The organism is Streptomyces dangxiongensis (assembly GCF_003675325.1).
Lineage (GTDB): Bacteria > Actinomycetota > Actinomycetes > Streptomycetales > Streptomycetaceae > Streptomyces > Streptomyces dangxiongensis.
The window spans coordinates 599,810-624,203 of sequence record NZ_CP033073.1 but is presented as its reverse complement, the minus strand read 5'-3'; the positions used below and the strand labels follow the sequence as shown (position 1 = coordinate 624,203).

The window sequence follows — 24,394 nt, the reverse complement described above, 5'->3', positions numbered from 1 at the left end:
TCATGCGGGCCGTCCTCGCCGGGCCACCCGTTCGCCCGCGGGCACCGGCCCCGGCGGCGTACCGTCCCCGAACGGCCGGCCGCCGAGCTCCGCGCGGTGTTGGGGGCCGAGCCAGCCCCCGGAGTCCGGGCCGAGCGGCACGATGCCGGTGGGGTTGATGCCGGAGTGCACCTGGTAGTAATGGCGCTCGATGTGGCCGAAGTCGACCGTGTCGCCGAAGCCGGGCGTCTGGAACAGGTCCCGTGCGTACGCCCACAGCACCGGGTGCTCCGCCGGCTTCCAGCGGTTGCACTTGAAGTGGCCGTGGTGGACGGCGTCGAACCGGACCAGCGTGGTGAACAGCCGGATGTCCGCTTCCGTGAGGGTGTCACCGACCGGATACCGTCGTCCGGACAGCCGCTCACCGAGCAGTTCCAGCCGCCGGAACACGGCCGGCCATCACCTCGTCGATCTCCGGGCGCAGGGTGGCCGGGTACAGGCCGGGCGCACCGTCGCGATGCAGGGCCGTCCACTCGGTGGCCACGTCGAGGGTGAACCGCCGGCTGCGGTCGTCCTACAGGGGGCCGGCGACCGCCATCGACAGGGCGTCCTCCGGCCCCAGCGGCCGGCGGGCGATCACCGCCCGGCTCGCCCACGGGCAGGCCCGGGAGACCACCAGCCGGTGGCGGCCCGCCTCCACCGGCCAGCCGTCCCGGCCGTCGGCGGTGATCCGGTTCGCGAAGTGGCTCCTGGACCGGTGGAACGTGCTGTGGCCGTACGCGCGGTGGCCGTCGCCGCCCATGTCTCCTCCTCGCCGCCGGGATCCTCCGGGCGACCGCGTTCCCCGTTCCGCCGGTCCCGCACGGTGTGAGCCGTCGGGTCGGGGGCAGTCGGCGATAGGTGAGTGGGACATCATCGGAACGGGAGACGGCCGAACGTACGGCCGTGGACAGCGAAACGCCAACGGTGAACGGAGCGGACGGTGCCGCGCCGCCCGGACGCGGCCAGGACGCCGGCCGACCCGACGGCGGCTCGGGCAGCCGGTCCGGCAGTCCGCCGGACGACCGCGCGGACGACAGCGGCGAGTCCCGGGCCGGCCGGGCGGACAACAGCGGCGAGTCCCGGGCCGACGAGGCGGACGGCGGCGGCGAGTCCCGGGCCGACCATCACACCAAGGTCACCGTCCTCGTGGCGCTCGCCGCCAACCTGGTCATCGCCGTCGCCAAGGCGGTCGGCGGTGTCCTCGCGGGCTCGCCCGCGCTGCTGTCGGAGGCCGCGCACTCCGTCGCCGACAGCCTCAACGAGGTCTTCCTGCTGGCCGCGCTGCGCCGCAGCCGCCGCCCCGCCGACACGCGGCACCCCTTCGGCTACGGCAAGGAACGGTTCTTCTGGTCGCTGCTCGCCGCCGTCGGCATCTTCGTCATGGGCGGCTGCTTCTCCGTCTTCCAGGGCGTCGAGGCCCTGCGCAACGGCGCCGAGGAGTCGTTCAGCGGCTATGTGGTCGGCCTCGCCGTACTGGGCGTGGCCCTGGTCGCCGAGGGCGTGTCCCTGCTGCGCGCGCTGCACCAGGTGCGCGGGCAGGGCGGCGGCCTGGCCGGGCTGCGCGACCCCGCGCTGCGCACGGTGGTGGCCGAGGACGCCACGGCGGTCCTCGGCGTCACCCTCGCGCTGGTCGGGATGGCCCTGCACATGGTGACCGGGCAGGTCGTCTGGGAGGCGTCCGCCTCGCTGGCGATCGGCGTACTGCTGGTCTACGTCGCCTTCCGGCTCGGCCGCGACGCCCGCGACCAGCTCATCGGCGAGGCCGCCGACCCGGAACTGAGCGGCAGGATCCGGGCGCTGCTGCGGGCCCAGCCGGAGATCGACAGCGTGGAAGGGCTGTTCACCATGCAGATGGGCCTCGACTCCACGCTGGTCGCCGCCCGTATCGACCTGGTGCCGGGCCTGGACAGCGAGCGCGTCGAGGAAGTCTCCGTACGCATCAAGCGCTCCCTCACCCACACGTTCCCGGACGCCGACCAGATCTTCCTCGACGTCACCGACCGGCCGGCGGACCGGGCACACGAAAGCCCCGCCGCGACGGGGGAGCGCGGCGGGGCCTGACGAGCGACTGCCCGGCGGGAAACGGGTCCACACCTTCCCGGAACAGATTTTTCTGAATCGGGCCGCCTCCCGGCCGGAACCCGAACCCCGCCGGCGACCTCGCGTCAGCTACCGTCGACCGGCTCCAGCACGAAGAGCGGGATCTCTCGCGACGTCTTCTGCTGGTACTCGGCGTACTGCGGGAACGCGGCCACCGCCCGCTCCCACCACTCGGCCTTCTCGGCCCCGGTGACCTCACGGGCCCGCATGTCCCGCTTGACCGGACCGTCCTGAAGCTCGACGTGCGGGTCCGACGTCACGTTGAAGTACCAGACCGGGTGCTGCGGCGCGCCGCCGAGCGAGGCGACCGCCGCGTACCGGCCCTCGTGCTCCACCCGCATCAGCGGCGTCTTGCGGAGCTTCCCGCTCTTCGCACCCCGGGTGGTCAGCAGGATCACCGGCAGCCCGGTGTCGAGCAGGGTCGTGCCCTTCGTCCCGCCGGAACTCTCGTACAGCTCGACCTGCTCGCGCACCCACTGCGTCGGGCTGGGCTCGTACTCACCCTCAAGCGGCATGGATGTCCGGTCCCTTCGTCGGTCCAACGGATCTCTGTCACCGGCGTAACACCGGTGGTCGCACGATTCATCCCTACCGCGCGCCGCGTCCGCCGACGCGGTGATTACCTCGGAGGTCATCGCGCCGCCGCGCCCCCCGCGGCACAGTGGTCCCCGTCCCGATCACCACCCGCCCGGGGAGGCAGCCGCCCATGTCCGCCGACCGCACCGCCGCGACCCGCTCCGTCGTCCACGAACTCCTGCGCAGGATCGGCGAGGGCGATCCGCAGTCGATCGCCGACCTGTACGCCGAGGACTGCGACTGGCGGCTGGACTGGCCGGAGGAGGAGCACGGCCGCGCCGACACGCCGTGGATCCGGCACCGTTCCAGCCGCGCCGACGCAGCCGCGCACTACCGGGAACTGGCCGCCCACCACGTCCCCGAGGAGGCCGGCACCACCGTCGGGCACATCCTGGCCGACGGCGAGGACGCGGTCGTGCTGGGCGTCATCCGGCAGACCGCCGCCCCGACCGGCCGCCCCTACAGCGCCCGCTTCGCCCTGCATCTCACCGTCCGGGACGGCCTGGTCGTACGGCACCACGTGTACGAGGACAGCCTCGCCGTCGCCCGTGCCTTCGCCCCGCAAGCGGGTGCCGCGCGGCTGCCCTGAGCCACCGGCGGAGCGCACCCCCGGGGGCGTGAACCGCGGCCGGTTTCCGCCCCCCCGGCCCCTCGCATCCGGCCAGATCGCGCACCACGCCCAACTGGCCGAACTTGGCGTCGACCTATAGATGCCCTGGGCATCTAATGAAGATCGGCACGACGCACCCCTTCGTCTGCGAGGTCTCTTCCATGACGGAACTGACGGACACCACCGGCCCGGCTTCCCCGGCCGAACCCGTCGCCTTCCCCCAGGACCGCACCTGCCCCTACCACCCGCCCACCGGATACGACCCGCTGCGCGACGGGCGTCCCCTGTCCCGCGTCACCCTCTACGACGGACGCGAGGTGTGGGCGGTCACCGCGCACGCCACCGCCCGCACCCTGCTCGCCGACCCCCGCCTGTCCGCCGACCGCCGCCGCCCCGGCTTCCCCGCGGTCACCGCCCGCTTCGAGGCCGCCCGCAACCGCAGGGTGGCCCTGCTCGGCGAGGACGACCCCGAGCACCAGCGGCAGCGGCGCATGATGATCCCGTCGTTCACCGTCCGACGCGCGATGGAACTGCGCCCCGGGATCCAGCGGATCGTGGACGAGCTGCTCGGCGCGATGATCGAGCAGGGGCCGCCCGCCGAACTGGTCTCCGCCTTCGCGCTGCCCGTACCGTCGATGGTGATCTGCGGCCTGCTCGGCGTGCCCTACGCCGACCACGAGTTCTTCGAGGAGCAGTCCCGCAGACTGCTGCGCGGCCCGACCGGCGAGGACACCGAACAGGCCCGCCGTCGGCTGGAGGAGTACCTCGGCGGCCTGATCGACGCCAAGGCCAAGGAAACCGAGCCCGGCGACGGCATCCTCGACGAACTGGTACACCAGCGGCTGCGCACCGGGGAGCTGGAGCGCACCGAGGCCGTCTCGCTGGCCATCATCCTGCTGGTCGCCGGCCACGAGACGACCGCCAACATGATCTCCCTGGGCACCTACACGCTGCTCAGGCAACCCGGCCGGGCCGCCGAGCTGGGCGCCGACCCCGCGCTGCTGCCCGCCGCCGTGGAGGAACTGCTGCGGATGCTGTCCATCGCCGAGGGACTGCAGCGGGTGGCGGTCGAGGACATCGAGGTCGCCGGCGCCACGATCCGGGCCGGCGAGGCGGTGCTCTTCGCCACCTCGGTGATCAACCGGGACCCGGCCGTGTACGACGACCCCGACGCCCTGGACCTCCACCGCCCCTCCCGCCACCACATGGCGTTCGGCTTCGGCATCCACCAGTGCCTGGGCCAGAACCTGGCCCGCGCGGAACTGGAGATCGCCCTCGGCAGCCTGTTCGCGCGGCTGCCCGGCCTGCGACTGGCCGCCCCCGCCGAGGAGATCCCCTTCAAACCCGGCGACACGATCCAGGGGATGCTGGAACTCCCCGTGACCTGGTAAGAGGCTCTCCTCATGCACATCGACATCGACAAGGACGCCTGCATCGGCGCCGGACAGTGCGCGCTGGCAGCACCGGGAGTCTTCACCCAGGACGACGACGGCTACAGCACCCTCGTCCCGGGCCGCGAGGACGGCTCGGGCGACCCGATGGTCCGGGAGGCGGCCCGCGCCTGCCCGGTGAGCGCGATCACCCTGACCCCCTGACACCCCGCGAACGCCGCGGCCCCTGACGCCCCGTCAGGGGTCACCGGCCGCCGTACGGCCCCGGCTGCCCGGCGCGGCACACCTAGCGCACCCTGCGGACGTACGCGGCGCTGCCCGGGGTGGACACGTCCCGGTCACGGCGGACGATGCTCAGCCGGCCGCCCCACCGGGCACGGGCCGTGCGCAGCCCCGCGCCGGTGTACTCGATGTCCACCACCCGGTCGTCGAACGCCTTCGCGTACACCTCGCACTCGTCGTACTGCCCGCACTCCTCCGACACCGCGAAGTCCAGCCCGACCCGTCGGCGCTGCCCGGCCAGTTCCGCGGTGTTCTTCTGCGCGATGGCCAGGTGCCGGGTGTGCGCGTGGCGGGAGAGGAGGGTCATGAACGCGGTCGCGTCGGCCGCGGTGAGCAGCCGGTGGGAGCGGGTGTAGCTGTCGTAGTTGTCGGGCTCGACGGCGTCGAAGCCCTTTTGTGCGCAGTCGTCGATCCACGTGTTCACCCGCCGTGCCACCCGCTTCCGCCGGGCGGGGGTGCGGAGGTCGAGCAGCGGCTCGTTCCAGTCCTCGTCGATGACGACCGCGCCGTGCGCGTCGCGCAGCAGCAGGTCGGCCGGCCAAGAGGAGCGCTCGGCGGGCTGGGCCTGGAAGGCGTTGACGTAACAGATGTTGTACAGGCCCGGCGCGGGGGAGTCGGACCGGTCGCGGCTGACGATCCGCACGCCCTTCGGCGGGGGATAGGCGCCGCCGATCTGGTAGTCGAACCCGGCGCCGCGCGGGGGCAGCCGCAGCGCGGCCGGCCTCGCCGCACCGTGCTCGCCCCGGTGGCCGGGGGCGCAGCCGGTCAGCGCCGTCACCGCGACGATCAGGGCCGCTGACACGGCGCCCAGGGCCGGCAGGGGCCCTGCGGCGCGGAGAACACCCGTGGGCAAGTCCGCTCCATCCTGCCCACGCCGGGCGGCGCGGCACGGTCAGGATCAAATCGCCCGCACACCGGCGCCGTCAAGTCGGCCCCGGGCCCCGTCGTAGGCTCTGCCGTGACGATCGTTCCGACGGCAGGAGCAGCAACGATGCAGTACGTGAAGCTCGGTTCGACGGGCCTGGACGTCTCGCGGATCTGTCTGGGCTGCATGACCTACGGGCTGCCGGACCGCGGCACGCACGAGTGGACCCTCGACGAGGAGGCGTCCCGCCCGCTCATCCGGCAGGCGCTGGAGGCGGGCGTCAACTTCTTCGACACCGCCAACGTCTACTCCGACGGCACCAGCGAGGAGATCGTCGGCAAGGCCCTGCGCGACTTCGCCGACCGTGACGAGATCGTGCTGGCCACCAAGCTCAACGGCCGGATGCGGCCGGGCCCCAACGGGGCCGGGCTGTCCCGCAAGGCCGTCATGAGCGAGATCGACCACAGCCTGCGCCGCCTCGGCACCGACTACGTCGACCTCTACCAGATCCACCGCTACGACCACTCCACTCCGATCGAGGAGACGATGGAGGCGCTGCACGACCTGGTCAAGGCGGGCAAGGTGCGCTACATCGGCGCCAGTTCGATGTACGCGTGGGAGTTCTCCAAGGCGCAGCACACCGCCGAACGGCACGGCTGGACGAAGTTCGTGTCCATGCAGAACCACTACAACCTCCTCTACCGCGAGGAGGAGCGGGAGATGCTGCCCCTGTGCGCGGACCAGGGCGTCGGCGTGCTGCCGTGGAGCCCGCTCGCCCGCGGCCGGCTCACCCGCGACTGGGGCACGGTCACCGGACGCAGCGCCACCGACGACTTCGGCAGCCGGCTGTACCTGGAGAGCGACCGCGCGATCGTCGAGGCCGTCACCCGCATCGCGGCCGACCGCGGCGTGCCGCGCGCGCAGGTGGCCCTGGCCTGGCTGCTGCGCCGGGACACGGTGACGGCCCCCATCGTGGGCGCCGCCGAGGCGCGGCACATCGAGGACGCGGTCGCGGCCGTCGATCTCGAACTCGGCGACGAGGAGGCCGAGGAACTGGAGCGGCCCTACACCGCTCGCGCGGTCAGCGGTCACTGACCGTTCCGGCGGTCCGTGCGACGCGCGTTCCGCGTCGCACGGACGCGGCGGCAAAGGCAGGAAGAACGCTTTCTTCGACGGCGCGTCAACAAGGAAATACCGAAAAGCAATTGCCGGCGAACCAGAAGATCTCTTGTTCGAGTGTGTTCGGTCGTGTAAAAGTGTGGGCTGTCGGCGCGCGGGCACACACATTCCCCGTGTATTTCGAGCTGCCCCGACCTCTCCCCGTACTCATTGGTATGGACTAATTCCCGTTTCGTTTCTGGAGGAATGCAGCCGTGCATGAGGCAGGCCCGTCGGACGAGCAGCTCGGTGCCGCACTGAGGAAATGGACGGGAACGTCACCCGCGCTGCATCCGGTCGGCGAACTCCTCGACCGGCACTGGACGGCCGCCTTCGCCTACGCCCGGCTGTGCACGGACGGTCCGCGCGCCGCCGGGATGCTCACCACCGCCGCGTTCACCCGGCTCTTCGGCGCCTCCCTCCGCCAGGCCGGGCCGACCGCCGCCTGGCGGCCCCACCTGCTGGTCGTGGTCCGTCGGATCGCGGCCGAGTGGGACACCGACGAGCGCCGGGAACTCCTCCACCCCGCCCTGCGCCCCGACGACGGCACCGGCGAGCGCGTCGCGGCCCGGCTGCTCCCGCCGCCCGGCCGGCGGCTGCTGTCCCGCGCGTTCCAGCGGGTGCCCGAGACCTCCCGTGCCGTGCTGTGGCACACCGAGGTCGAGGCCGAACCCCTGTCCGCGCCCGCCGCCCTGCTCGGTCTGGACGAGGAGAACACCGGCGTCGAACTCCGCCGGGCCCGCGAACGGCTCCGCGACGAATGCCTCCAGGCGCACCGCGAACTCGCCCCCGAGGACGAGTGCCGGCGCTATCTGCGCATGCTCGACGTGACCTTCCGGCGCGGCGGCACGGACATCGACCCCGACCTGGGCCGGCACCTGGCCCGCTGCCCCCACTGCACCCGCACCGCCGACCAGCTTGACCGGTTCAACGCGGGGTTGGGTGCCGCGCTGGCCGAAGCCGTCCTCGGCTGGGGCGCCCACGGCTACCTGGAGTCCAGGACGAGCCGCGCCGAGGCGCCCACCGCGCCGCCTCCGGCCGCCACCGTGCCCCTGGCGGACGAGCCCGCCTTCCCGCCCGGCACCGGGAACGCGTCCCCGTACGGCGCCGGGGACGCCTTCCCGTCCCACGCCGGGGACGCCGCCACCCCGCGGGCCGGCGAATCCTTCACCGGCCCGGGACCCGCGGGCCCGGCGGGGCACGCAGCACCCGCCGGGCCGGCCGACCCGGCCGCGTCGGGTACGGCGACCGGTCCCGGCCGGGCGGCCGAGCGCGCCGGGTCCGCCGGCCGCCGGATCCCGGGCGCCCTCAGGCGAGCGGCCGGGTTCCGCGCCTCCACCGTTCCTCCCGGATCCGCCGACACCGGCGGGCCCGGGGAGACCGGAGGGCGCGGTGACAGCGCCGGCCCCGCCGGACACGCCGCCCCCGCCGGACCCACCAGTCGCACCGGCCCCCACAAGCCCGCCGACCCGGCCGCCCCCGTGCCCCCCGGCTCCCCCCGTTCGCTCCACCGGGCCGTGCGGCGTGCGCGGCGGCGGCAGCTCGGGGTGGCCGTACTGGCCGTCGGCGGGCTGGTCGCGCTTCCCCTGGTGCTGTGGGCGGTCCACGGTTCCGGTGGCGCCCCGGGTCCCCGTGCCGCGGGCACGCCGTCACGGACGCCGGGCGGGAAGTCTCCCTCGCCGGGCGCGACGTGGGCCGGTGGGAGCGGTACCGGACAGGGCGCGCTGCACGGCAGGCTGCACAACCTCGCCTCCGGGCTGTGCGTCGGAATCGTCGGCAAGAAGGCCGTACGGGGCGCCGAGACGGAACTCACCGCCTGCTCCGCGGCTCCGGCCCAGCAGTGGACGTACGAGACCGACGGGCTGCTGCGCAACGCCGCCGCCCCCGACCTGTGCCTGGACTCCCGCCTCGGCTACTCCGTCCGCCTCGCCCCCTGCGCGGCCACCGGCCGGGCCGCCCGCACCATCCGCTACGACTTCACCCTCCAGGGCGCCCTGGTGCCCCGCTCGGACCAGGAGCTGGCCCTCACCCCGGCCGCCACCGACGGCTCCGGCGCCCTCGTGCTCAAGACCCGCGCCGCCGCGGGCGCCGGCCAGCGCTGGACGGTCGACACCGCCCGACCCGATCTCCGGATGGAGAACGTCAGCTGGGCGGGCGACACCGTCCCGGTGCCGCCCGCCGTGCCCGCGGCCACGCCCGGTCCGACGCCCTGAGCGCCTACGGCCCGGACGGCGGGGGCGGGATCGTCCCCAGCTCCGGAGCCGGTTCCGGCCACACCAGCAGGACCGGGCAGGGCGCGTGATCGACGGCGAACCGGACGGCCGGGCCGAGGCTGCCCGGCCCGAGCCGGGACCGGTCCCCGTCCCGGGCCACCACCAGCAGACCGGCTCCCTCGGCGGCGGCCACCACCTCCCGCTCGACGCGGCCCGAGCGCTCCGCCCGCGTACACGGCCGCCCGAGCCGTTCGGCCGCCGCGTCCAGAAGCTCCGCCGCCGACGTGCCGCCGAGTGCCTCCAGCCGGTCACCGGGATCACTCTCCCAGCCCCCGGCCGGGCGGTGCCCCCGCCGCCCGCCGCGCCCGAGCAGCCCGGCGAAGGCCCCGTGCGCCACCGCCGGCACATCGGGTCCGCTGACGTGGAGCAGCACCACCTCGCAACCGTCCGGCGCATGCGCGCGGACGGCGTCCACGCAGGCGGGCCAGGTTCCCTCGACGAGCCAGGCGATCACACGCATCCGGTCGGCCTCCCTCGGCTCGGTCCGCGCCCCTCAGAAAATCCGGAGCGACCCCCACAGTGCCACCACCGCGACGGCGAGGGAGGACGGCACGGCGAGCAGGCCGAGCCGGGTGAACTCCCCCAGGTCCACGTCGTGCTCGTGCTGGTGGACGATCCGCCGCCACAGCAGCGTGGCCAGCGATCCGGCGTAGGTGAGGTTCGGGCCGATGTTGACGCCGAGCAGTACGGCGAGAACCGCGCCCGGCCCGGCGGGCGCCGCCAGCGGCAGCAGGACCAGCACCGCGGGCAGGTTGTTGATCACGTTCGCCAGTACGGCGGCCAGCGCCGCGGTGCCGAGCAGCGCCGGCAGCCCGGTGCCGTCCGGCACCACGTGGCCGAGCACGTCGGCGAGCCCGTTGTCGACGACCGCCCGCACCACGACGCCGAGCGCCAGGACGAACACGAGGAAGGACGGGGCCGCCGCCCGCACGACATCGGGCACGGTCGCCCGGCGGCGCAGGAGCGACCGCCCGGCCAGCACCAGCGCGCCCGCCCCGGCCACCCAGGCCGGTTCCACGCCGAACGCCGACGCCACGACGAAGCCGGCGAGCGTGCCGCCCACGGTCACGAGCGCGAACAGCGGCAGAACCGGCGCCTCGCCGCAATCGCGGCCGGCCGGGGCCGCCGCCGCGAGGTCCCGGGCGAAGAACCGCCGGAACACCAGGTACTCGACGCCGATAGCCGCCAGCCACGGCAGCGCCATCAGCGCCGCGAACCGGGTGAAGGCGAGCCCGCTCGCCGCGAACGCGAGCAGGTTCGTCAGGTTGGACACCGGCAGCAGCAGCGACGCCGTGTTGGACAGGTGGGTGCAGGCGTAGACGTGGGGTTTGGGCCGTACGCCGGTGCGCGCGGCCGTCGCGAACACCACCGGGGTCAGCAGTACGACGGTCGCGTCCAGGCTGAGGACGGCCGTGATGGCGGACGCCAGCGCGAACACCGCCGTCAGCAGCCGCACCGGGCGGCCCGCCGCCCACCGGGCCGTCCACGCCCCGCACGCCTGGAACAGCCCCTCCACGTCACAGAAGTGGGCGAGGACCAGCACCGCCGCCAGGAACCCGACCACGGGCCCGAGCCGCTCGGCCTCGGCCCGGGCGTGGTCCAGGGAGATCGCACCGGTCGCGATCGCGATCCCGGCGGCGGGGACGGCCATGACCGCCTCCGTGCGGCCGAACGGCCGTACGACCGCCCAGGCGAGCACGGCGACCAGGAGGACGACGGACAGGGCCTCGGCGAGCACGGTGTTCAGGGCGGGTCCTTCCGGAACGGATCACGGGGTGCCCACCCATCAAAACAGACCGCTCCGACCGGCTTTCACGACCGGGTGCCCGCCGCGCCCAGGAACTCCGCCCAGCCGCCCGCCGGTGCCTGCCCGGGCGGCAGCGTGCGCAGGAGGCGCAGCACCGCCGGGTCCTGCGCCTCCAGCCAGGCCACGAGCTGCTTGAACGACACGAACCGTACGTCGTCGTACGCGGCCATCGTCCCGATCGCCTCCTCGACGGCGTCCATGTAGACGCCGCCGTTCCAGCGTTCGAAGTGGTTGCCGATGAACAGGGGCGCGCGGTTGCTCTCGTACGCCCGCCGGAAACCGGCCAGATAGGTGTCGCGGGCCTGGGCGCGCCACAGTCGGTACCGCGCGCGGTCGCCGAGCGGGTTGCCGCCGGACTGGTTGAACATCAGGTTGTAGTCCATCGAAAGGACCTGGAAGGAGTGGCCGGCGAAGGGTATGGACTGGAGCGGGAAGTCCCAGACCCGGCCGCCCTGGACCTTGCCGGGCCAGCTCTGCAGCCCGCCGGGGGAGCTGGCGTCGTACGTCCAGCCGAGCGCGGCGGCGGTGGGCAGCAGGGCCGCCTGGCCCTCCAGGCAGGGTGTGCGACCGCCGGTCAGCTCCTTGCGGTAGTCGAAGGGCAGCGGGTCCAGCTCGGTGAAACCGGTGTTGGTCCGCCAGGTGGTCACGAAGTCGACCGCCTGTTCTATCTCGCTGCGCCACTCGGCCGGGGACCAGCGGCGCACGCCGGTGGCGCCGCAGAAGTGCCCGTTGAAGTGGGTGCCGATCTCGTGCCCCTCCAGCCAGGCCGCGCGGATCTGCTGGAGGGTGGCGTGGATGTGCCGGTCGGCGAGGTAGCCGATGGCGGAGGCGCCGACCGGGTGCTGCGGCGGCCGGTAGAGGTGCTTCCTGGACTCGGGCAGCGTGTAGATGCCGCTCAGGAAGAAGGTCATGTGGGCGCCGTGGTCGGCGGCCACCCTGCGGAACCGGGAGAACAGCCGGTTGCTCAGCTCGCCCGCGCCGTCCCAGGAGAACACCACGAACTGCGGGGGCCGCACGCCCGGCCGCAGCCGCACCGGCGCCGGCTGGTGCGGCTGGGCGCCGGTGTCGGCGGTGGAGCCGTCGCCGATCGGCCGCACGGGCCGGGCCCGCGCGGTGCCCCGGCCGTCCGCAGACTCCGGTCCGCCGACCCGGAGGCCGGTGCCGGAGGAACAGGCGGCCAATGTCCCGAGGGCGCCCGCCGCCGCGCCCCGCCGTCAGTACCCGCCTGCGTGGGATTCCGCTCATCGTCGTCCCCGATTCCCTGGTCAGGGCCCCTGGAGGGCCCGCTCGCCGTGTGGTCGACCGGGTTCGATGACGAGAGGGTGAGGAAAGATCGCGGCGGGCGGCGGCTGTTGCCGTCCTGTGACAGTTGTGGCGCGGTCATGACGAACCCCGCTGCCTCGGGGGCGACAGCGGGGCGGGGGAGGGGGGCGGTCAGGGGCCGGTGCCGGGGCTGAGCACGGTCAGACGGACGGTCGAGGAGTTCCCGGAGACCGGCACCTGCCCGCCCGTCCAGGCAGCCCTCAGCGGGTCGTGCTCGTCGGGCGGGGTGACCAGCAGCGCGGCCGGTGTGGCCGTCTTGGCCTCACTGATCCCCGGGTTGGAGAAGGACAGCCCGGCCCAGGCGCTCTGCCCGGGCCGGAGCGTGACGGTCGTCGGGGAGCCCGGAGCCCGCCGGGGGTCGGGGCCGAGCTGGGCGCCGGAGGAGCTGACGAAGGCGGCGCCCGGATAGCCGTGCAGGGTGCAGGTCCGGGCGGACGTGTTGGTGAGCACCACCGGGAAGTTCTCCTGGCCGGCACCCGGATCACCGCGGCCCACGGAGGCGCGCAGCTCGCCGGTGTGGCAGCGCTTGCCCGGCGCGGCCGGGGTGCCGGCGCGCGAGGCCGCCGTGGCCGTGCCCGGGGGGGCCGTCGTCGCGGCGCCGCCCGGGGACGCGGTCGCCCTCGACGGGGCCGGCGCGGCGGTCCCGGAGGAGGCCGCGGCGGGCGGCGGGCTCTTCGTGGTCTCCCGCGCGGGCGCGGCCGTACCGGGGGCGCTGACCGGCGGGTCGCTGTGTACGTCGGTGCCGTCGCCGCAGGAGGTCAGGAGGCCCAGCACGGCGACCGTGCCCAGGAGCAGGGCGCCGTGCCGCGCGGACCGGGGGGTGTTCACCATGTCGCTCACCACTCCAGGATCGTCCCGGCACGCGCGGGACGCGCCGTCGGCGCCGGGTGCGCCGTCTTCACACTCCGATGCACGGGTCGCCGGAAAAGTTCGGGGCACACCGGCATCTTTTCCCCGTCTTGACCGTGGCCGGTGCTTTCAGGCCACCCGCAGGGAACGCAGTATGCCGTCCGTCGCGTCACCCGCCCCGTGCTGGCGCACCTGAACGTACACCTGCGGCCGAGCGGAGCCGCCCGCCGGGACCAGCGCGGACTCGGTGACCGAACCGCCGTCCGGGCAGCCGCTCCAGACCCGGACCACGCCGTGCCACGCGCCGCCGGTGAACGCGCGGGCGCCGGTGTAGCGGCAGCCGGAGTGCGTCAGCGCCCGCACCCCGGCGGTGACGTCGCCGTGCGCGCTGACCCCGACGAAGACCCCGTCCACGGCGTCCCTGAGGTCGGGCCAGCGGGCCAGGTCGTCGGCCACCACCAGCCCCGGCTCATGTCCGGCCGTCAGCCCGAGCGTGTGCGGATCCCAGCCGGAGTCGCGCAGTTCGCGGCCCCAGCCGGCGGGCACCCGCAGGGTCACCCGGCCGGTGACGTCCGCGACGCGCACCTCGTCGTCCGCCGGGCCGCCACGGTGGTGGAGGACCGCGGTCACCGTGACCGCGGCGGCCGTGGCGGCGAGGGCCGCCGCCAGGGCCAGGGTCAGCGCGCCGAGCCGGCCGCGGACCCGGTCCAGGCGCCGCGCGGGCCGCGCCGGCGGGCCGGCCGCCAGCCGGTCCAGCTCGTCGGCGAAGGCCAGGGCGCCCGGCCAGCGCCGGGTCCGGTCCGGCTCCAGCGCCCGCAGCACCGCCCGTGCCACGTCCGCACCCAGCTCCGGCCGCGACCGGCCCGGCGGCACGACCTTCCCCGGGGGGCCCGGCACGGTCCCGGTGAGCAGTTCGTAGCCGACCGCGCCGAGGCTGTAGACGTCGGCCCGCTCGTCGATGCCCTCGCCGGGCTCGGCCTGTTCCGGCGGCTGGTAACCCGCCGAGCCCGCGGCCAGGGTCAGCACGGAGGCCTGCGCGAGGCTCTTGGCGAGCCCCAGGTCGGCCAGCAGTACCCGCCGGGTGCCGTCCGGGGCGGTGTGCAGCAGCACGTTGGTCGGCTTGATGTCGCGGTGCACGATGCCCGCCTCGTGCAGCGCGGCGGCACCGCGCGCGGCCTCCGCCGTCAGCGCCAGCGCGTCCCGCACCGGCAGCGCACCGCCCGCCAGCAGGTCGGCGAGGGTGCCGCCGTCGGCGTACTCCATCACGAAGTACGGCCTGCCGTCGGGGAGTTCACCGATGTCGTAGACCTGCACCACCCGGCTGGAGCCGGCCTGCCGCAGCAGCCGCGCCTCGGACAGGAAACGCTCCCTGATGTCGAGCCGGTGCGCCCAGTTCTCGGCGAGGACCTTCACCGCCACCGGGGCGTGCAGCTCCGGGTCGTGGGCGAGCCACACCGTGGCGAAAGCGCCACTGCCCAGCGGCCGTTCGAGGCGGTGACGGCCGATCCGCTCCAGGGGGTGCATGCGACTATCATGCCTGCCCTGAGATCGACTTCCAGGGGGAGGCCTTCGTGCAGGACCAGGCGCCGATGGAGGAGTCCGCCCGGCGCGCCGCCGCCGGCGACGAAGCGGCCCTGGACCGGCTGCTGACGGAGATCCGGCCCGAGGTGGTGCGCCGCTGCGCGCGCTTCCTGCCCTGCCGGGAGGACGCCGAGGAGGCCGCCCAGGACGTGCTGCTCCAGGTGGCCCGGCACATCTCCGCGTTCGAGGGCCGCAGCCGCTTCGGCACCTGGCTGTACACGGTGGTCGCCAACTGCTGCCGGCAGAAGTACCGCGAGCTGAAGCGGCGGGCCGTCGAACAGCCCGCCGCGATCGAACCCGCGCACGTCGTCGACCCGCGCACGACCAGCGTCATCGCCGGTTCCCGCGTCGACCTGCTGGAGGCCCTGGACCGCCTGGAACGCGAGCACCCGCATCTGGTCGCGCCGCTGGTCTACCGGGACATCTGCCAGCTCGAGTACGCCGAGGCCGCCGAGCGCGTCGGCATCCCGCTCGGCACCCTGAAGTCCCGGCTGCACGAGGCCCGCAAGCACGTACGGCCCTGGCTGTCGGCGTCCTGAACGCCAGGGCCTCTCGTTCGGATCAGGCCGGGCTCGCGGGACCCGCTTCCCTGATCCGGCCTGATCCGAACGAAGACCCTACCGGTCCACCTCGAACAGGGGCAGTTCCGCCCAGATGGTCTTGCCGTCCGTGGTGTGCCGGCTGCCCCAGCGCTGGGTGAGCTGGGCGACCAGCATCAGACCCCGGCCGCCCTCGTCGAGGATCTTGGCCCGGCGCAGGTGCGGGGCGGTGTGACTGGTGTCGGAGACCTCGCAGATCAGCGTGGTCGCGTCGTGGATGAGCCGCAGCCGGATCGGGTGGGAGCCGTACCGGATGGCGTTGGTGACCAGCTCGCTGACCACCAGTTCGGCCGTGAACGACGCCTCGCTCAGCGACCAGGCGGCCAACTGCTCCACGACCTGCTTGCGGACCGGCGCGACCAGCGCCGGGTCGGCGGGGATGTCCCAGGTCGCCACCTGCGAGGCGGGCAGGCCCCGGGTGCGGGCGAGGAGCAGCGCCACGTCGTCGGCGGCGCCGCCGGCCGGCAGCAGGGCGTGCAGGACACGGTCGCAGGTTCCCTCCAGCGGGTCCGCGTCCTGTCCGAGCGCTTCCAGCAGCAGCTCACGGCTGGCGTCCACGTCCCGCTCCCGGGACTGCACCAGGCCGTCCGTGTACAGCGCGAGGACGGTGCCCTCGGGCAGTTCCACCTCGGCGGACTCGAAGGGCAGCCCGCCCAGGCCCAGCGGGGGGCCGGCGGGCAGGTCGAGCAGCGCGGGCCGGCCGCCGGGCCTGAGCAGCACGGGCGGCGGATGCCCGGCGCGGGCCAGCGTGCAGCGGCGGGACACCGGGTCGTAGACGGCGTACAGGCAGGTCGCGCCGACCTCGCCCGTGCTGCCCTCGACGCCGGACTCCTCCGACAGCCGCAGCACCAGGTCGTCCAGGTGCGTGAGCAGCTCGTCCGGGGCCAGGTCGATGTCGGCCAGGGTGCGGACGGCGGTGCGCAGCCGGCCCATCGTGGCCGACGCCTGGATGCCGTGCCCGACGACGTCCCCGACGACCATCGCGACCCGCAGCCCGGAGAGCGGGATCACGTCGAACCAGTCCCCGCCCACTCCGGCCCGCGCGGCCGGCAGATAGCGGGAGGAGGCGTCCAGCGCGGCGGTGCGCGGCAGCGAACGGGGCAGCAGGCTGCGCTGGAGGGCGAGCGCGGTCTCCCGCTCCCGCGAGTAGCGGCGGGCGTTGTCGATGCAGACGGCGGCCCGGGCGGTGATCTCCTCGGCCAGCAGCACATCGTCCGGGGTGAACGCGTCCGGCCGCCGGTGCCGGGTGAGCACCGCCACCCCGAGGGTCAGCCCGCGGGCCTGGACCGGTACCGACATCGAGGAGTGGATGCCGAACGCGTGCACCCGCTCGCCGCGCGCCCGGTGCCAGGAGTGCCACCGGTCCAGGTCACCGGTGGCCACCGAGGTGGTGATCGTGCGGCCGGCGGTCAGCGCGTCGGCCTGCGGGGAGAAGTCCGGGTAGGCGTCCGCCTGCCCGGGCTCGATCACCGCCTCCGGCACGCCCGCCAGCACCGACTGGTGGGCGGTGCGGCGCAGGAGGACCGGCGCGGTGATGCGGGCCGACGGCTCGCTGCCGTGCTCGCGCAGGTCCAGCAGGTCGATGGTGACGAAGTCGGCGAGCGCGGGCACGCACATGTCCGCCAGTTCCTGCGCCGTGCGGGTGACGTCGAGGGTGGTCCCGATGCGCACACTCGCCTCGTTGACGAGCTGGAGCCGCTGCCGGGCCCGCTGGTTGTCGGTGACGTCGTGCGCGGCCAGGCACACGCCCCGCACCCGGCCCCCGGCGTCCCGTACCGGTGCCATGCGGGCGAGCCAGGCGTGCGCGCGGTCCTCGCCGCCGGTGCGCAGGAAGGTCCGCACGTCCAGCCGGCTGCCCGAGGTGAGCACCTGGAGCATGCCCTGTTCCAGCTCGTCGCTCTGCGGCTTGCCCCCGATCTCCGGGAGCCGGAGTCCCCGTACCCGTTCCTCGGGCAGCCCGATGATGTCGGCCATCGCCGCGTTCATGAGGCGCAGCCGCAGTGCGTCGTCGTACAGGGCGACGGGGCACGGCGCCTGGATCAGGGCCGCCTCGACGAGCGGGTCGTCCGCGGCGGGCGGTTCCGGGCCGGTGAGCGGGGTGACCACGAGCCAGTCGCCCGGCCGGCCGTCCTCCGGCGGGCGGCGGTGGGCGAGCAGCCACACCGAGACGGTACGGCCGTCCCGGTGGCGCAGTCCGACGGTGCCCTCCCAGCGCGGGCCCGTGGGCGCCGCCCGGGGGCCGGGGGCGGCCAGCAGCCGGGCCGCGGGGCGGCCCACGACGGCGCCGGCGGGGTGGCCGAGCAGACGCCGAGCGCCCTCGTTCCACTCCACCAGTGTTCCGTCGTCATCGATGACAGCCCGGGCCGTCGCCGCGTCGTCGAACGGATAGACCCGGCTCATCGTCGCCGCTCCCAAGCGCACACTCACAGTGAACAGGTGGCATCACTTGTGCTCCAGCGTAGTGCTTCCGGCGCGCCCGTGGACGCCGGTCGCGCCCACCTGGCCGACCGGCCGAACGTGGTGGGGTGTGGTCAAGGAGGATTTCCGGCCGAAATGCCGCCGGAGGCGGTCGCGGGGTGCCGCGCCCTTGACGATCGTGCGTGGCCGGCCGTCAGAATCTGTTTGTTCGCGATCAGTTGTGAGTACTTCTGGGACCTGATGAGGGAGAGCCGCCCATGACGGTCACGCGCAGATCGGTTCTGGCCGCCACGGCAGCGCCCGCGGCCGGATCGCTGCTGAGCATCTCCGCGGCCCCGGCCGCCCTCGCCGCCGGCGCGTCCGGCGCAGGGGGACGCCGGACCGTGCCGCTGCGGGACGGCTGGCGCTTCGCGCAGGCCTCCCTGGACGGCGGCACCGACCCGGACGGCGCCCGGGTGCGGGCCGCCGAGCCCGGCTACGACGACACGGACTGGCGCGAGGTCGCCGTCCCGCACGACTGGAGCATCGAACAGACCCCCCCGTGGAGTTCGACGGCGTCTACATGGACGCGCACGTCTACTGCAACGGCACCGAGGCCGGCCGCCACCCCTACGGCTACACCGGGTTCGCGCTCGACCTGACCGACCTGGTGCACACCGACGGCACCACGCCCGACGTGCTGGCGGTCAGGGTGCGCAACCAGTTGCCGAGCAGCCGCTGGTACTCCGGCAGCGGCATCTACCGCGAGGCCCGCCTGGTGATCACCGAGCCGGTGCACGTGGCCCGCTGGGGCACCCGTGTCACCACGCCGGAGATCACCGCCGACCGGGCGCTGGTCCGGGTGCGCACCACCGTCCACAACGACTCCGGCACCGCCACCCCCGTGCAGGTGATCTCCCGGATCACCGGCCCCGACGGGCGCACGGCCGCCCGCACCGCCACCACGCCCACCGTCGCCGACGAGGCCACCGAGACCCACGAACTGACCGTCCCCGAGCCCCTGCTGTGGGACTTCGCGACGCCCGGGCACCGCTACACGCTCCACACCGAGCTGCGCGTCGCCGGCCGTACCGTCGACACCTTCCGCACGCCCTTCGGCATCCGCAGCTTCCGCTTCGACCCCGACGAGGGCTTCTCCCTCAACGGCACGTACACCAAGATCAAGGGCGTCGACCTCCACCACGACCAGGGCGCCCTCGGCGCGGCCGTCAGCATCGACGCCGTCCGCCGACAGCTACGGATCATGAAGTCGATGGGCGTCAACGCCCTGCGCACCTCGCACAACCCGCCCGCACCGCAGTTGATCCAGGTCTGCGAGGAGCTGGGCATCGTGATGATGGTGGAGGCCTTCGACTGCTGGCGCACGGGAAAGACGACGTACGACTACGGCCGGTTCTTCGACGAGTGGTGCGAGACGGACGCCACCGAGATGGTCCGGGCCGCCCGCAACTCGCCGGCCGTGGTGCTCTGGTCCATCGGCAACGAGATCCCCGACTCCACCTCCACCGCGGGGCTCGCCATGGCGGACCGGATCATCGGCGCGGTCAGGGCCGCCGACGACACCCGCCCGGTCGTCATCGGCTCGGACAAGTACCGCGCCGTGCCCGCCCCGGGCTCCCCGGCCGACCGCATGCTCGCCAAGCTCGACGGCCTCGGGCTGAACTACAACCCCGGCAGGCGGGAGACCTCCTCCTATGACAACAACCTCGCCTCCTGGACGATGAGCGGCGAGTACGCCGAGGGACTGTCCGTTCAGGAACAGTTCGACGGAGGGCACGTTGGCGTACGCCCAGACCTCGACGGTGTCCCCCTCCTCGTGACGTCTTCCCGGTGAAGGCATCCTTCTTCGGCGCGGTCGACACGGCCGGCTTCCCCAAGGACATGTACCACCTGTTCCGCAGCCAGTGGACGGACGAGCCCATGGTCCACCTGCTGCCGATGACCTGGAACCGGGAGTTCGACGCCAAGAAGACCACCGACGGCCGCGCCTACCTGGAGACCACCGAGGCCACCGGCGACGACCGGACATTCACCGACGGCCCCTACCCGGGCAGCTACACCAGCCCCAACGGCAGCGCGGGCAAACTGCACCTGACGTGGCACGTGCCCTACCGGCCCGGTGAACTGAGGGCGGTGGCCCGGCAGAACGGCGAGGCCGTCGCCACCGACGTGCTGCGCACCGCCGGCTCCCCGCACGCCGTACGCCTCACCGCCGACCGCGACTCACTCGCCGCCGACGGCCGCTCGCTCGCCTTCGTCACCGCCGACATCGTCGACGCGCACGGCGTGACCGTGCCCGGCGCGCTGCACCTCATCTCCTTCGACGTCACCGGCGGCCGGCTGGCCGGCGTCGACAACGGCCGCCAGGAGAGCGCCGAGCGCTACCAGGCCAGTACCCGCACCGCCTTCCACGGCAAGGCGCTCGCCATCGTCCGCTCCGGCACGGAGCCCGGCACACTGAAGGTCACCGCCCGCGTGGACGGCCTGCGCCCGGACACGGCACGGCTGCACACGACCCCGGCCCGCCGGGCGGTCACCACCGCGCCCGCCCCCTTCCGGCCCGACCACCCGGCGCCCCCGGACCACCCCCGGGCGGATGCCGGCTACTCCGGACGCCGGGACACCCTGCCCGCCGCGATGCTGGACGGCGACCCGGCAACCGGCTGGTCCAACGCCTTCACCAAGCCGGCCACCGCGCTGCTGCCCGCGTTCGGCGGTGCCCGCGCCGAGGACTGGGTCTCGGTCGACTTCGGCCGCCGCCGGACCTTCGACCACCTCGCGGTCTCCTTCACGACCGACGCCGCCCACACGCTGCCCGCGCGGGCGGAGGTGGCGGTGTGGGACGGCCACGCCTACCTGCCGGTGACCGGCGCGCGGACCCGGTGGGCCACCGGGTCCGACAGCCCGACGGTCATCACCTTCGACGCGGTACGCGGCTCACGGCTGCGGCTGACGCTCACCAGCGCCCACCCGGGCCGGCCGGAGGGAGCCGTGCGGATCAGCCGCCTCGACTGCTGACCGGCGCGACGCCGACTCCGCGGGCCCGAACGCCCCGGCCGGTCACAGCAGCGTCGGCTGGAGCGCGCCCTCGTGCGTCAGCAGCCACCGCTTCTTCTCCAGCCCGCCCGCGTAACCGCGCAGCGAACCGTCCGCGCCGATCACCCGGTGACAGGGACGGACCAGCAGCAGCGGGTTGGCGCCGAGGGCCTGGCCCACCGAGCGGACCTCGGCACGGGACAGACCGAGGCGGGCGGTCAGCTCGCCGTACGTGGTCGTCCTGCCGTACGGGACCTCGTCCAGGGCCTGCCACACCGCGTGCCGGAACGCGTTGCCGACGGGGGAGAAGGACAGGTCGAAGCGGGTCAGCCGGCCTGCGAAGTACGCGTCGAGCTGGCGCAGCGCCTCGGCGAACGGCCGGTCGTCCCGGTCCTCCGGACGGACGACCGGGGCGCCGCGCTGCCCCGGCAGGGAGAGGGAGGTGAGGGTGAGGCCGGCCGGTGTGACCGTCCCCGTCAGCAGCAGGTCGCCCACGGGGCTCGGGTGGACGGTGTGGACCGGGCGGGCGGTGTGCGTGGTCATGGGACTCCTCCGGGTCGTTGCCTGCTGCCCAGTCTGTCGTACCGCGCGCCGTGCGACCGGCGGGAATCGGACATGGCTCTCGACCCCGCCGGTACCTCGGCACAGGGGCTTCCACCTGCGGATATTTACGCGTGAGTACCCGGGCGGTACCGTGAGGGCATGCCAGCTCTCAACGTGGAGTTCAGCGAACGGGAACTCGAGGACCTGCGGCAGATCGCCAAGGAGCGCGGTACGTCGATGAAGGCCCTCGTGCGCGAGGCCGCCGCCGCCGACATCGCCCGCCACCGGGCGCTGCGGGAGGGCGCGGAGGCCTTCCGCCGCTTCTTCGCCGGCCACGCCGAGGAGTTCGCGGCCGCCTTCCCGGAGGACGAACTCCCCGTCCGGGGCGAGGCCGCCTGACCGATGCCCTCCCTCATCCATGTCGACGTCCCCTGGCTGCTCCAGCGACACGAGGAGGTCCTGCCCGACCAGCCCGCCGTGGACGACTTCTCCGCGCTGGTCGCCGCCGTCGCCCGGCACCGGGTGGACCCGCCCCGCCTCGGCGTGGACTCCGACGCCGCCTGGCGCGCCGCCGCGCTGCTGCACACCCTCGCCGTGCTCAAGCCGCTGCCCGCGGCCAACGCCCGCTTCGCCTGCGCCACCGCCGTGGCCTACATGTTCGTCAGCGGCGTCGGCATCGACCCGCCCTACGGCGCCCTCGTCGACCTCGCCCGCGACCTGATCTCCGGCAAGACCGACGTGTACGGCGCCGCCGACCGCCTGCGCTCCTGGCAGATCTGACCTCCGCCGCCCACCACGACCGCCCGGTCCGTGCCAGGGCCGCCCGGTCCCGCCCCGGGCAGCCGGCGTGCGGCTGCGGGGAGCCGGTGCGCGCGCTCCTCGCACGGAGTGCCCGCACCAGGAATCCGCCGGGCGCTCCCGCACGTCGCCGACGGCTTGTTTCCGGCCTTCCCGGACACCCGTCGATGTCGTACGCGCGCCTTGTTGCCCCTGTGGCAGTTGTGCAAGGGTTCGGAGCGCGGTGCATCTCCCGCTCCTTCCGCGCCCGTGAGCGCGCAAGCCACGCACCGACGCACCACGCACCGAAGGAATCCGCTCCGTGCACACCCCCCACCCCCCTCGGCCTGCCTGTCCGCCGCCCGGCGGCGGTCCCGGGGAGTCCGACGAGTCGCTCGCCGGCCCACTGCGGGCCGGCTCCGACGCGGAGGCCGCCCGGTCCGCCGCCCTCCTGATGGCCCGGCACTGGCAGCCCGCCCAGGAGTACGCGGTCATCTGCCTGGCGGCCCCCGGGCCGTTGGCCCACATGGTCACCGCCACCGCCTTCCACCAGGTCCTCGGCCGGCTGGCACTCGGCGAGCCCGCCGAGGCGCTGCGGCCACGCCTGCTGGTGGCTGTCCGGGACACCGTCGTCAACTGGTCCGGCACCGACCGGATCACCGCCGTACTGTCCGGCCTCACCCGACCCGCCGGTGGCCGCGGTATGCGCGCCGCTCCGGCGCTGACACCGGAGAACCGCGTCCTTTCCGACCTGTCGTTCCACGGCCTTCCCCGGCTCGAACAGACCCTGTTGTGGCACACCGAGGTCGAGGCCGAGCCGGTGCGCGTGCCCGCGGGGCTGCTCGGCCTGGACACCGAGAACGCGACGGCCGCCCTGGAAGGGGCGCGGGAGAGGTTCCGGGAAGGTCTCGTGCGCGCCCACCGGGAACTCGCGCCCGACGACGAGTGCCGTCACCACAACCGCCTGCTCGACATCCCGATCCGCCGGGGCGGCGCGCTGCTGCCCGACGTCCAGGAACACCTGGCCGGCTGCGCCCACTGCCGGCACGCGGCCGGACAACTGGGCCAGGCCGACGCGGCCCTGGGCGTGCTGCTCGCCGAGGCCGTGCTCGGCTGGGGCGCCCGCCGCTACCTCGACACGCGCCCCGGCCGCCGCCAGGACGCCGCCGGCCCCCGTGACGGCACCCGACGCTCGGGCGGGCGCCGGCGCGGCGGCGGACGCCCGGGGTTCCTGCCCCGGACCACCACACCCGCCGGACGCCGCCGCACCGCCGAGGACGACGGCCCCGGGCGGTCCGGTGAACCCGACCCCGCGCTCCCCGCCGATGACGGCGGACCCAGCCTGCCTGATGGGCCGAGTCAGTGGCTTCGCGCCGGCGGTGGCGGACCCGGCCTGGCCGGTGGCGGGTCGAGCCGGGCGATCCGGGCCGGACACCGCCCGGGTGCTCGGTCGGCCGGAGATGGCGGGGCCTCGCGGCGTGCGTCCGCGGCGCACGCCTGGTCGTCCAGGGCGCTGCTGATCGGAGTCGGTGCGGCCTCGGCCGGGCTGCTCGCGACGGTCCTGGCGATCACCCTGTGGCCGGACGGCGACGAGGGCACGGGTCCCGTCGCCTCCACCAGCGCGGCCCCCGACGTCCCGTCCCCGTCGGCCTCCGCCACCACCCCCGGCAGCTCGGGCCCGTCCGCCGCCGGCCGTCCGGCCCGCTTGCGCGACGGAACCGGCCGGTGCCTGGACATCAGGGGCAGGCCCGAAACGGGGGCGAGCGCCGTCCTCGCCGTCTGCTCCGGCGCGGCCACGCAGCGGTGGACGTACGACTCCGACGGGCTGCTGCGCAGCGCGGCGGGACCGGGCCTGTGCCTGGACTCCCACGCCGACGCCGGAGTGGTGATCCTCGGGAGCTGCGCCGGCGGCGGCTCGCGGCGGGGCGGCGACGTGCGCTACGACCGCACCGCCCGGGGCGAGTTGCTGCCCCGCTGGGACCGGACGCTCGCCCTCGTCGCGGCCGGCGACCGGCCCGGCGCCGATCTCGTCGTCAAGGTCCGGGACGGCTCCGCCGGCCAGCGCTGGCGGACCGACACGCCGACGGCGAACCCCGCGTAGCCGCCGCTCACGCCGCTACCCCGGCCCGCCCGCCCGGCCACCGGCACCACGCCGCGCCCAGCGACGCACCCGGCGCCCGCCTCG

The 24,394-nt window shown here is 74.5% G+C and carries 21 protein-coding genes and 3 pseudogenes; 13 read left to right on the top strand and 11 right to left on the bottom strand.

The genetic code is table 11. From position 1 onward, the window contains the following. A pseudogene (locus D9753_RS02970) lies at nucleotides 1-781 on the bottom strand (glutathione S-transferase C-terminal domain-containing protein). 143 nt (nucleotides 782-924) lie between these two features. On the opposite strand from D9753_RS02970, the gene D9753_RS02965 reads away from it, so the two are divergent. Further along, on the top strand, nucleotides 925-2,082 hold the full coding sequence (locus tag D9753_RS02965) for a cation diffusion facilitator family transporter (RefSeq protein WP_276209413.1): 1,158 nt from the start codon (nucleotides 925-927) through the stop codon (nucleotides 2,080-2,082). Between the two features lie 104 nt (nucleotides 2,083-2,186). On the opposite strand, the gene D9753_RS02960 is transcribed toward D9753_RS02965, so the two are convergent. Next, entirely contained in the window at nucleotides 2,187-2,636 is a 450-nt protein-coding gene (locus D9753_RS02960) for a nitroreductase family deazaflavin-dependent oxidoreductase (protein ID WP_121785587.1), read from the bottom strand. A 191-nt stretch (nucleotides 2,637-2,827) separates the two neighbouring features. Here D9753_RS02960 and D9753_RS02955 point away from each other — a divergent pair, with 191 nt between their 5' ends. From D9753_RS02955 to D9753_RS02945, 3 genes are all read left to right on the top strand, one after another. Beyond that, nucleotides 2,828-3,286: a nuclear transport factor 2 family protein gene (locus D9753_RS02955; protein ID WP_121785586.1), complete on the top strand. Its 459-nt coding sequence runs from the start codon at nucleotides 2,828-2,830 to the stop codon at nucleotides 3,284-3,286. A gap of 182 nt (nucleotides 3,287-3,468) precedes the next feature. Continuing rightward, on the top strand, nucleotides 3,469-4,698 hold the full coding sequence (locus tag D9753_RS02950) for a cytochrome P450 (RefSeq protein WP_121790865.1): 1,230 nt from the start codon (nucleotides 3,469-3,471) through the stop codon (nucleotides 4,696-4,698). A gap of 12 nt (nucleotides 4,699-4,710) precedes the next feature. Beyond that, entirely contained in the window at nucleotides 4,711-4,902 is a 192-nt protein-coding gene (locus D9753_RS02945) for a ferredoxin (RefSeq protein ID WP_121785585.1), read from the top strand. 82 nt (nucleotides 4,903-4,984) lie between these two features. Here D9753_RS02945 and D9753_RS02940 read toward each other — a convergent pair whose 3' ends face one another. Next, a complete protein-coding gene (locus D9753_RS02940) occupies nucleotides 4,985-5,833 on the bottom strand; it encodes an endo alpha-1,4 polygalactosaminidase (RefSeq protein WP_121785584.1) in 849 nt (282 codons plus the stop codon). Nucleotides 5,834-5,971: 138 nt separating this feature from the next. Between D9753_RS02940 and D9753_RS02935 the strand changes: the two genes are divergently transcribed. Further along, the gene (locus D9753_RS02935) at nucleotides 5,972-6,940 is read left to right on the top strand and encodes an aldo/keto reductase (protein WP_121785583.1); all 969 of its coding nucleotides are present in this window, start codon (nucleotides 5,972-5,974) and stop codon (nucleotides 6,938-6,940) included. A 278-nt stretch (nucleotides 6,941-7,218) separates the two neighbouring features. Continuing rightward, the gene (locus D9753_RS02930; RefSeq protein WP_121785582.1) at nucleotides 7,219-9,216 is read left to right on the top strand and encodes an RICIN domain-containing protein; all 1,998 of its coding nucleotides are present in this window, start codon (nucleotides 7,219-7,221) and stop codon (nucleotides 9,214-9,216) included. Between the two features lie 4 nt (nucleotides 9,217-9,220). Here the strand turns inward: D9753_RS02930 and D9753_RS02925 are convergent, their stop codons facing one another. The 5 genes from D9753_RS02925 to D9753_RS02905 all read right to left on the bottom strand — a co-directional run bounded on the left by D9753_RS02925 (nucleotide 9,221) and on the right by D9753_RS02905 (nucleotide 14,779). Beyond that, on the bottom strand, nucleotides 9,221-9,736 hold the full coding sequence (locus D9753_RS02925; RefSeq protein WP_121785581.1) for a universal stress protein: 516 nt from the start codon (nucleotides 9,734-9,736) through the stop codon (nucleotides 9,221-9,223). A 33-nt stretch (nucleotides 9,737-9,769) separates the two neighbouring features. Further along, entirely contained in the window at nucleotides 9,770-11,023 is a 1,254-nt protein-coding gene (locus tag D9753_RS02920; protein WP_121785580.1) for an SLC13 family permease, read from the bottom strand. A 65-nt stretch (nucleotides 11,024-11,088) separates the two neighbouring features. Further along, a complete protein-coding gene (locus D9753_RS02915; RefSeq protein ID WP_121785579.1) occupies nucleotides 11,089-12,264 on the bottom strand; it encodes a polysaccharide deacetylase family protein in 1,176 nt (391 codons plus the stop codon). Nucleotides 12,265-12,517: 253 nt separating this feature from the next. Next, nucleotides 12,518-13,237: a DUF4232 domain-containing protein gene (locus D9753_RS02910; protein ID WP_121785578.1), complete on the bottom strand. Its 720-nt coding sequence runs from the start codon at nucleotides 13,235-13,237 to the stop codon at nucleotides 12,518-12,520. A gap of 147 nt (nucleotides 13,238-13,384) precedes the next feature. After that, nucleotides 13,385-14,779, bottom strand: coding sequence for a serine/threonine-protein kinase (locus tag D9753_RS02905; protein WP_121785577.1), 1,395 nt, complete (start codon nucleotides 14,777-14,779; stop codon nucleotides 13,385-13,387). A gap of 47 nt (nucleotides 14,780-14,826) precedes the next feature. Here D9753_RS02905 and D9753_RS02900 point away from each other — a divergent pair, with 47 nt between their 5' ends. Continuing rightward, nucleotides 14,827-15,375 (top strand): RNA polymerase sigma factor, encoded by a 549-nt coding sequence (locus tag D9753_RS02900; protein ID WP_121785576.1) that lies wholly within the window; start codon nucleotides 14,827-14,829, stop codon nucleotides 15,373-15,375. A 78-nt stretch (nucleotides 15,376-15,453) separates the two neighbouring features. On the opposite strand, the gene D9753_RS02895 is transcribed toward D9753_RS02900, so the two are convergent. Further along, the gene (locus tag D9753_RS02895; RefSeq protein ID WP_121785575.1) at nucleotides 15,454-17,835 is read right to left on the bottom strand and encodes a SpoIIE family protein phosphatase; all 2,382 of its coding nucleotides are present in this window, start codon (nucleotides 17,833-17,835) and stop codon (nucleotides 15,454-15,456) included. 275 nt (nucleotides 17,836-18,110) lie between these two features. Between D9753_RS02895 and D9753_RS39215 the strand changes: the two genes are divergently transcribed. Together D9753_RS39215 and D9753_RS39210 are read left to right on the top strand one after the other, a co-directional pair. Then, nucleotides 18,111-18,494 (top strand): hypothetical protein, encoded by a 384-nt coding sequence (locus tag D9753_RS39215; RefSeq protein WP_394346680.1) that lies wholly within the window; start codon nucleotides 18,111-18,113, stop codon nucleotides 18,492-18,494. Then, nucleotides 18,416-19,420: pseudogene (locus D9753_RS39210) on the top strand (glycoside hydrolase family 2 TIM barrel-domain containing protein); the annotation flags it as partial. The gene D9753_RS39215 and the pseudogene D9753_RS39210, both read left to right, overlap by 79 nt. A gap of 201 nt (nucleotides 19,421-19,621) precedes the next feature. On the opposite strand, the pseudogene D9753_RS39205 reads toward D9753_RS39210, so the two are convergent. Then, nucleotides 19,622-19,693: pseudogene (locus tag D9753_RS39205) on the bottom strand (hypothetical protein); the annotation flags it as partial. Here D9753_RS39205 and D9753_RS39200 point away from each other — a divergent pair. Further along, the gene (locus D9753_RS39200) at nucleotides 19,684-20,871 is read left to right on the top strand and encodes an invasin domain 3-containing protein (RefSeq protein ID WP_394346679.1); all 1,188 of its coding nucleotides are present in this window, start codon (nucleotides 19,684-19,686) and stop codon (nucleotides 20,869-20,871) included. The pseudogene D9753_RS39205 and the gene D9753_RS39200 overlap by 10 nt on opposite strands. Before the next feature lie 42 nt (nucleotides 20,872-20,913). Here the strand turns inward: D9753_RS39200 and D9753_RS02885 are convergent, their stop codons facing one another. After that, the gene (locus D9753_RS02885; RefSeq protein ID WP_121785574.1) at nucleotides 20,914-21,432 is read right to left on the bottom strand and encodes a methylated-DNA--[protein]-cysteine S-methyltransferase; all 519 of its coding nucleotides are present in this window, start codon (nucleotides 21,430-21,432) and stop codon (nucleotides 20,914-20,916) included. A 159-nt stretch (nucleotides 21,433-21,591) separates the two neighbouring features. Here D9753_RS02885 and D9753_RS02880 point away from each other — a divergent pair, with 159 nt between their 5' ends. The 3 genes from D9753_RS02880 to D9753_RS37520 all read left to right on the top strand — a co-directional run bounded on the left by D9753_RS02880 (nucleotide 21,592) and on the right by D9753_RS37520 (nucleotide 24,310). Continuing rightward, nucleotides 21,592-21,831 (top strand): hypothetical protein, encoded by a 240-nt coding sequence (locus tag D9753_RS02880; protein WP_121785573.1) that lies wholly within the window; start codon nucleotides 21,592-21,594, stop codon nucleotides 21,829-21,831. Nucleotides 21,832-21,834: 3 nt separating this feature from the next. Next, on the top strand, nucleotides 21,835-22,212 hold the full coding sequence (locus D9753_RS02875) for a toxin Doc (RefSeq protein ID WP_121785572.1): 378 nt from the start codon (nucleotides 21,835-21,837) through the stop codon (nucleotides 22,210-22,212). Between the two features lie 319 nt (nucleotides 22,213-22,531). Then, the gene (locus D9753_RS37520; protein ID WP_240468014.1) at nucleotides 22,532-24,310 is read left to right on the top strand and encodes an RICIN domain-containing protein; all 1,779 of its coding nucleotides are present in this window, start codon (nucleotides 22,532-22,534) and stop codon (nucleotides 24,308-24,310) included. Nucleotides 24,311-24,394: the final 84 nt, after the last annotated feature.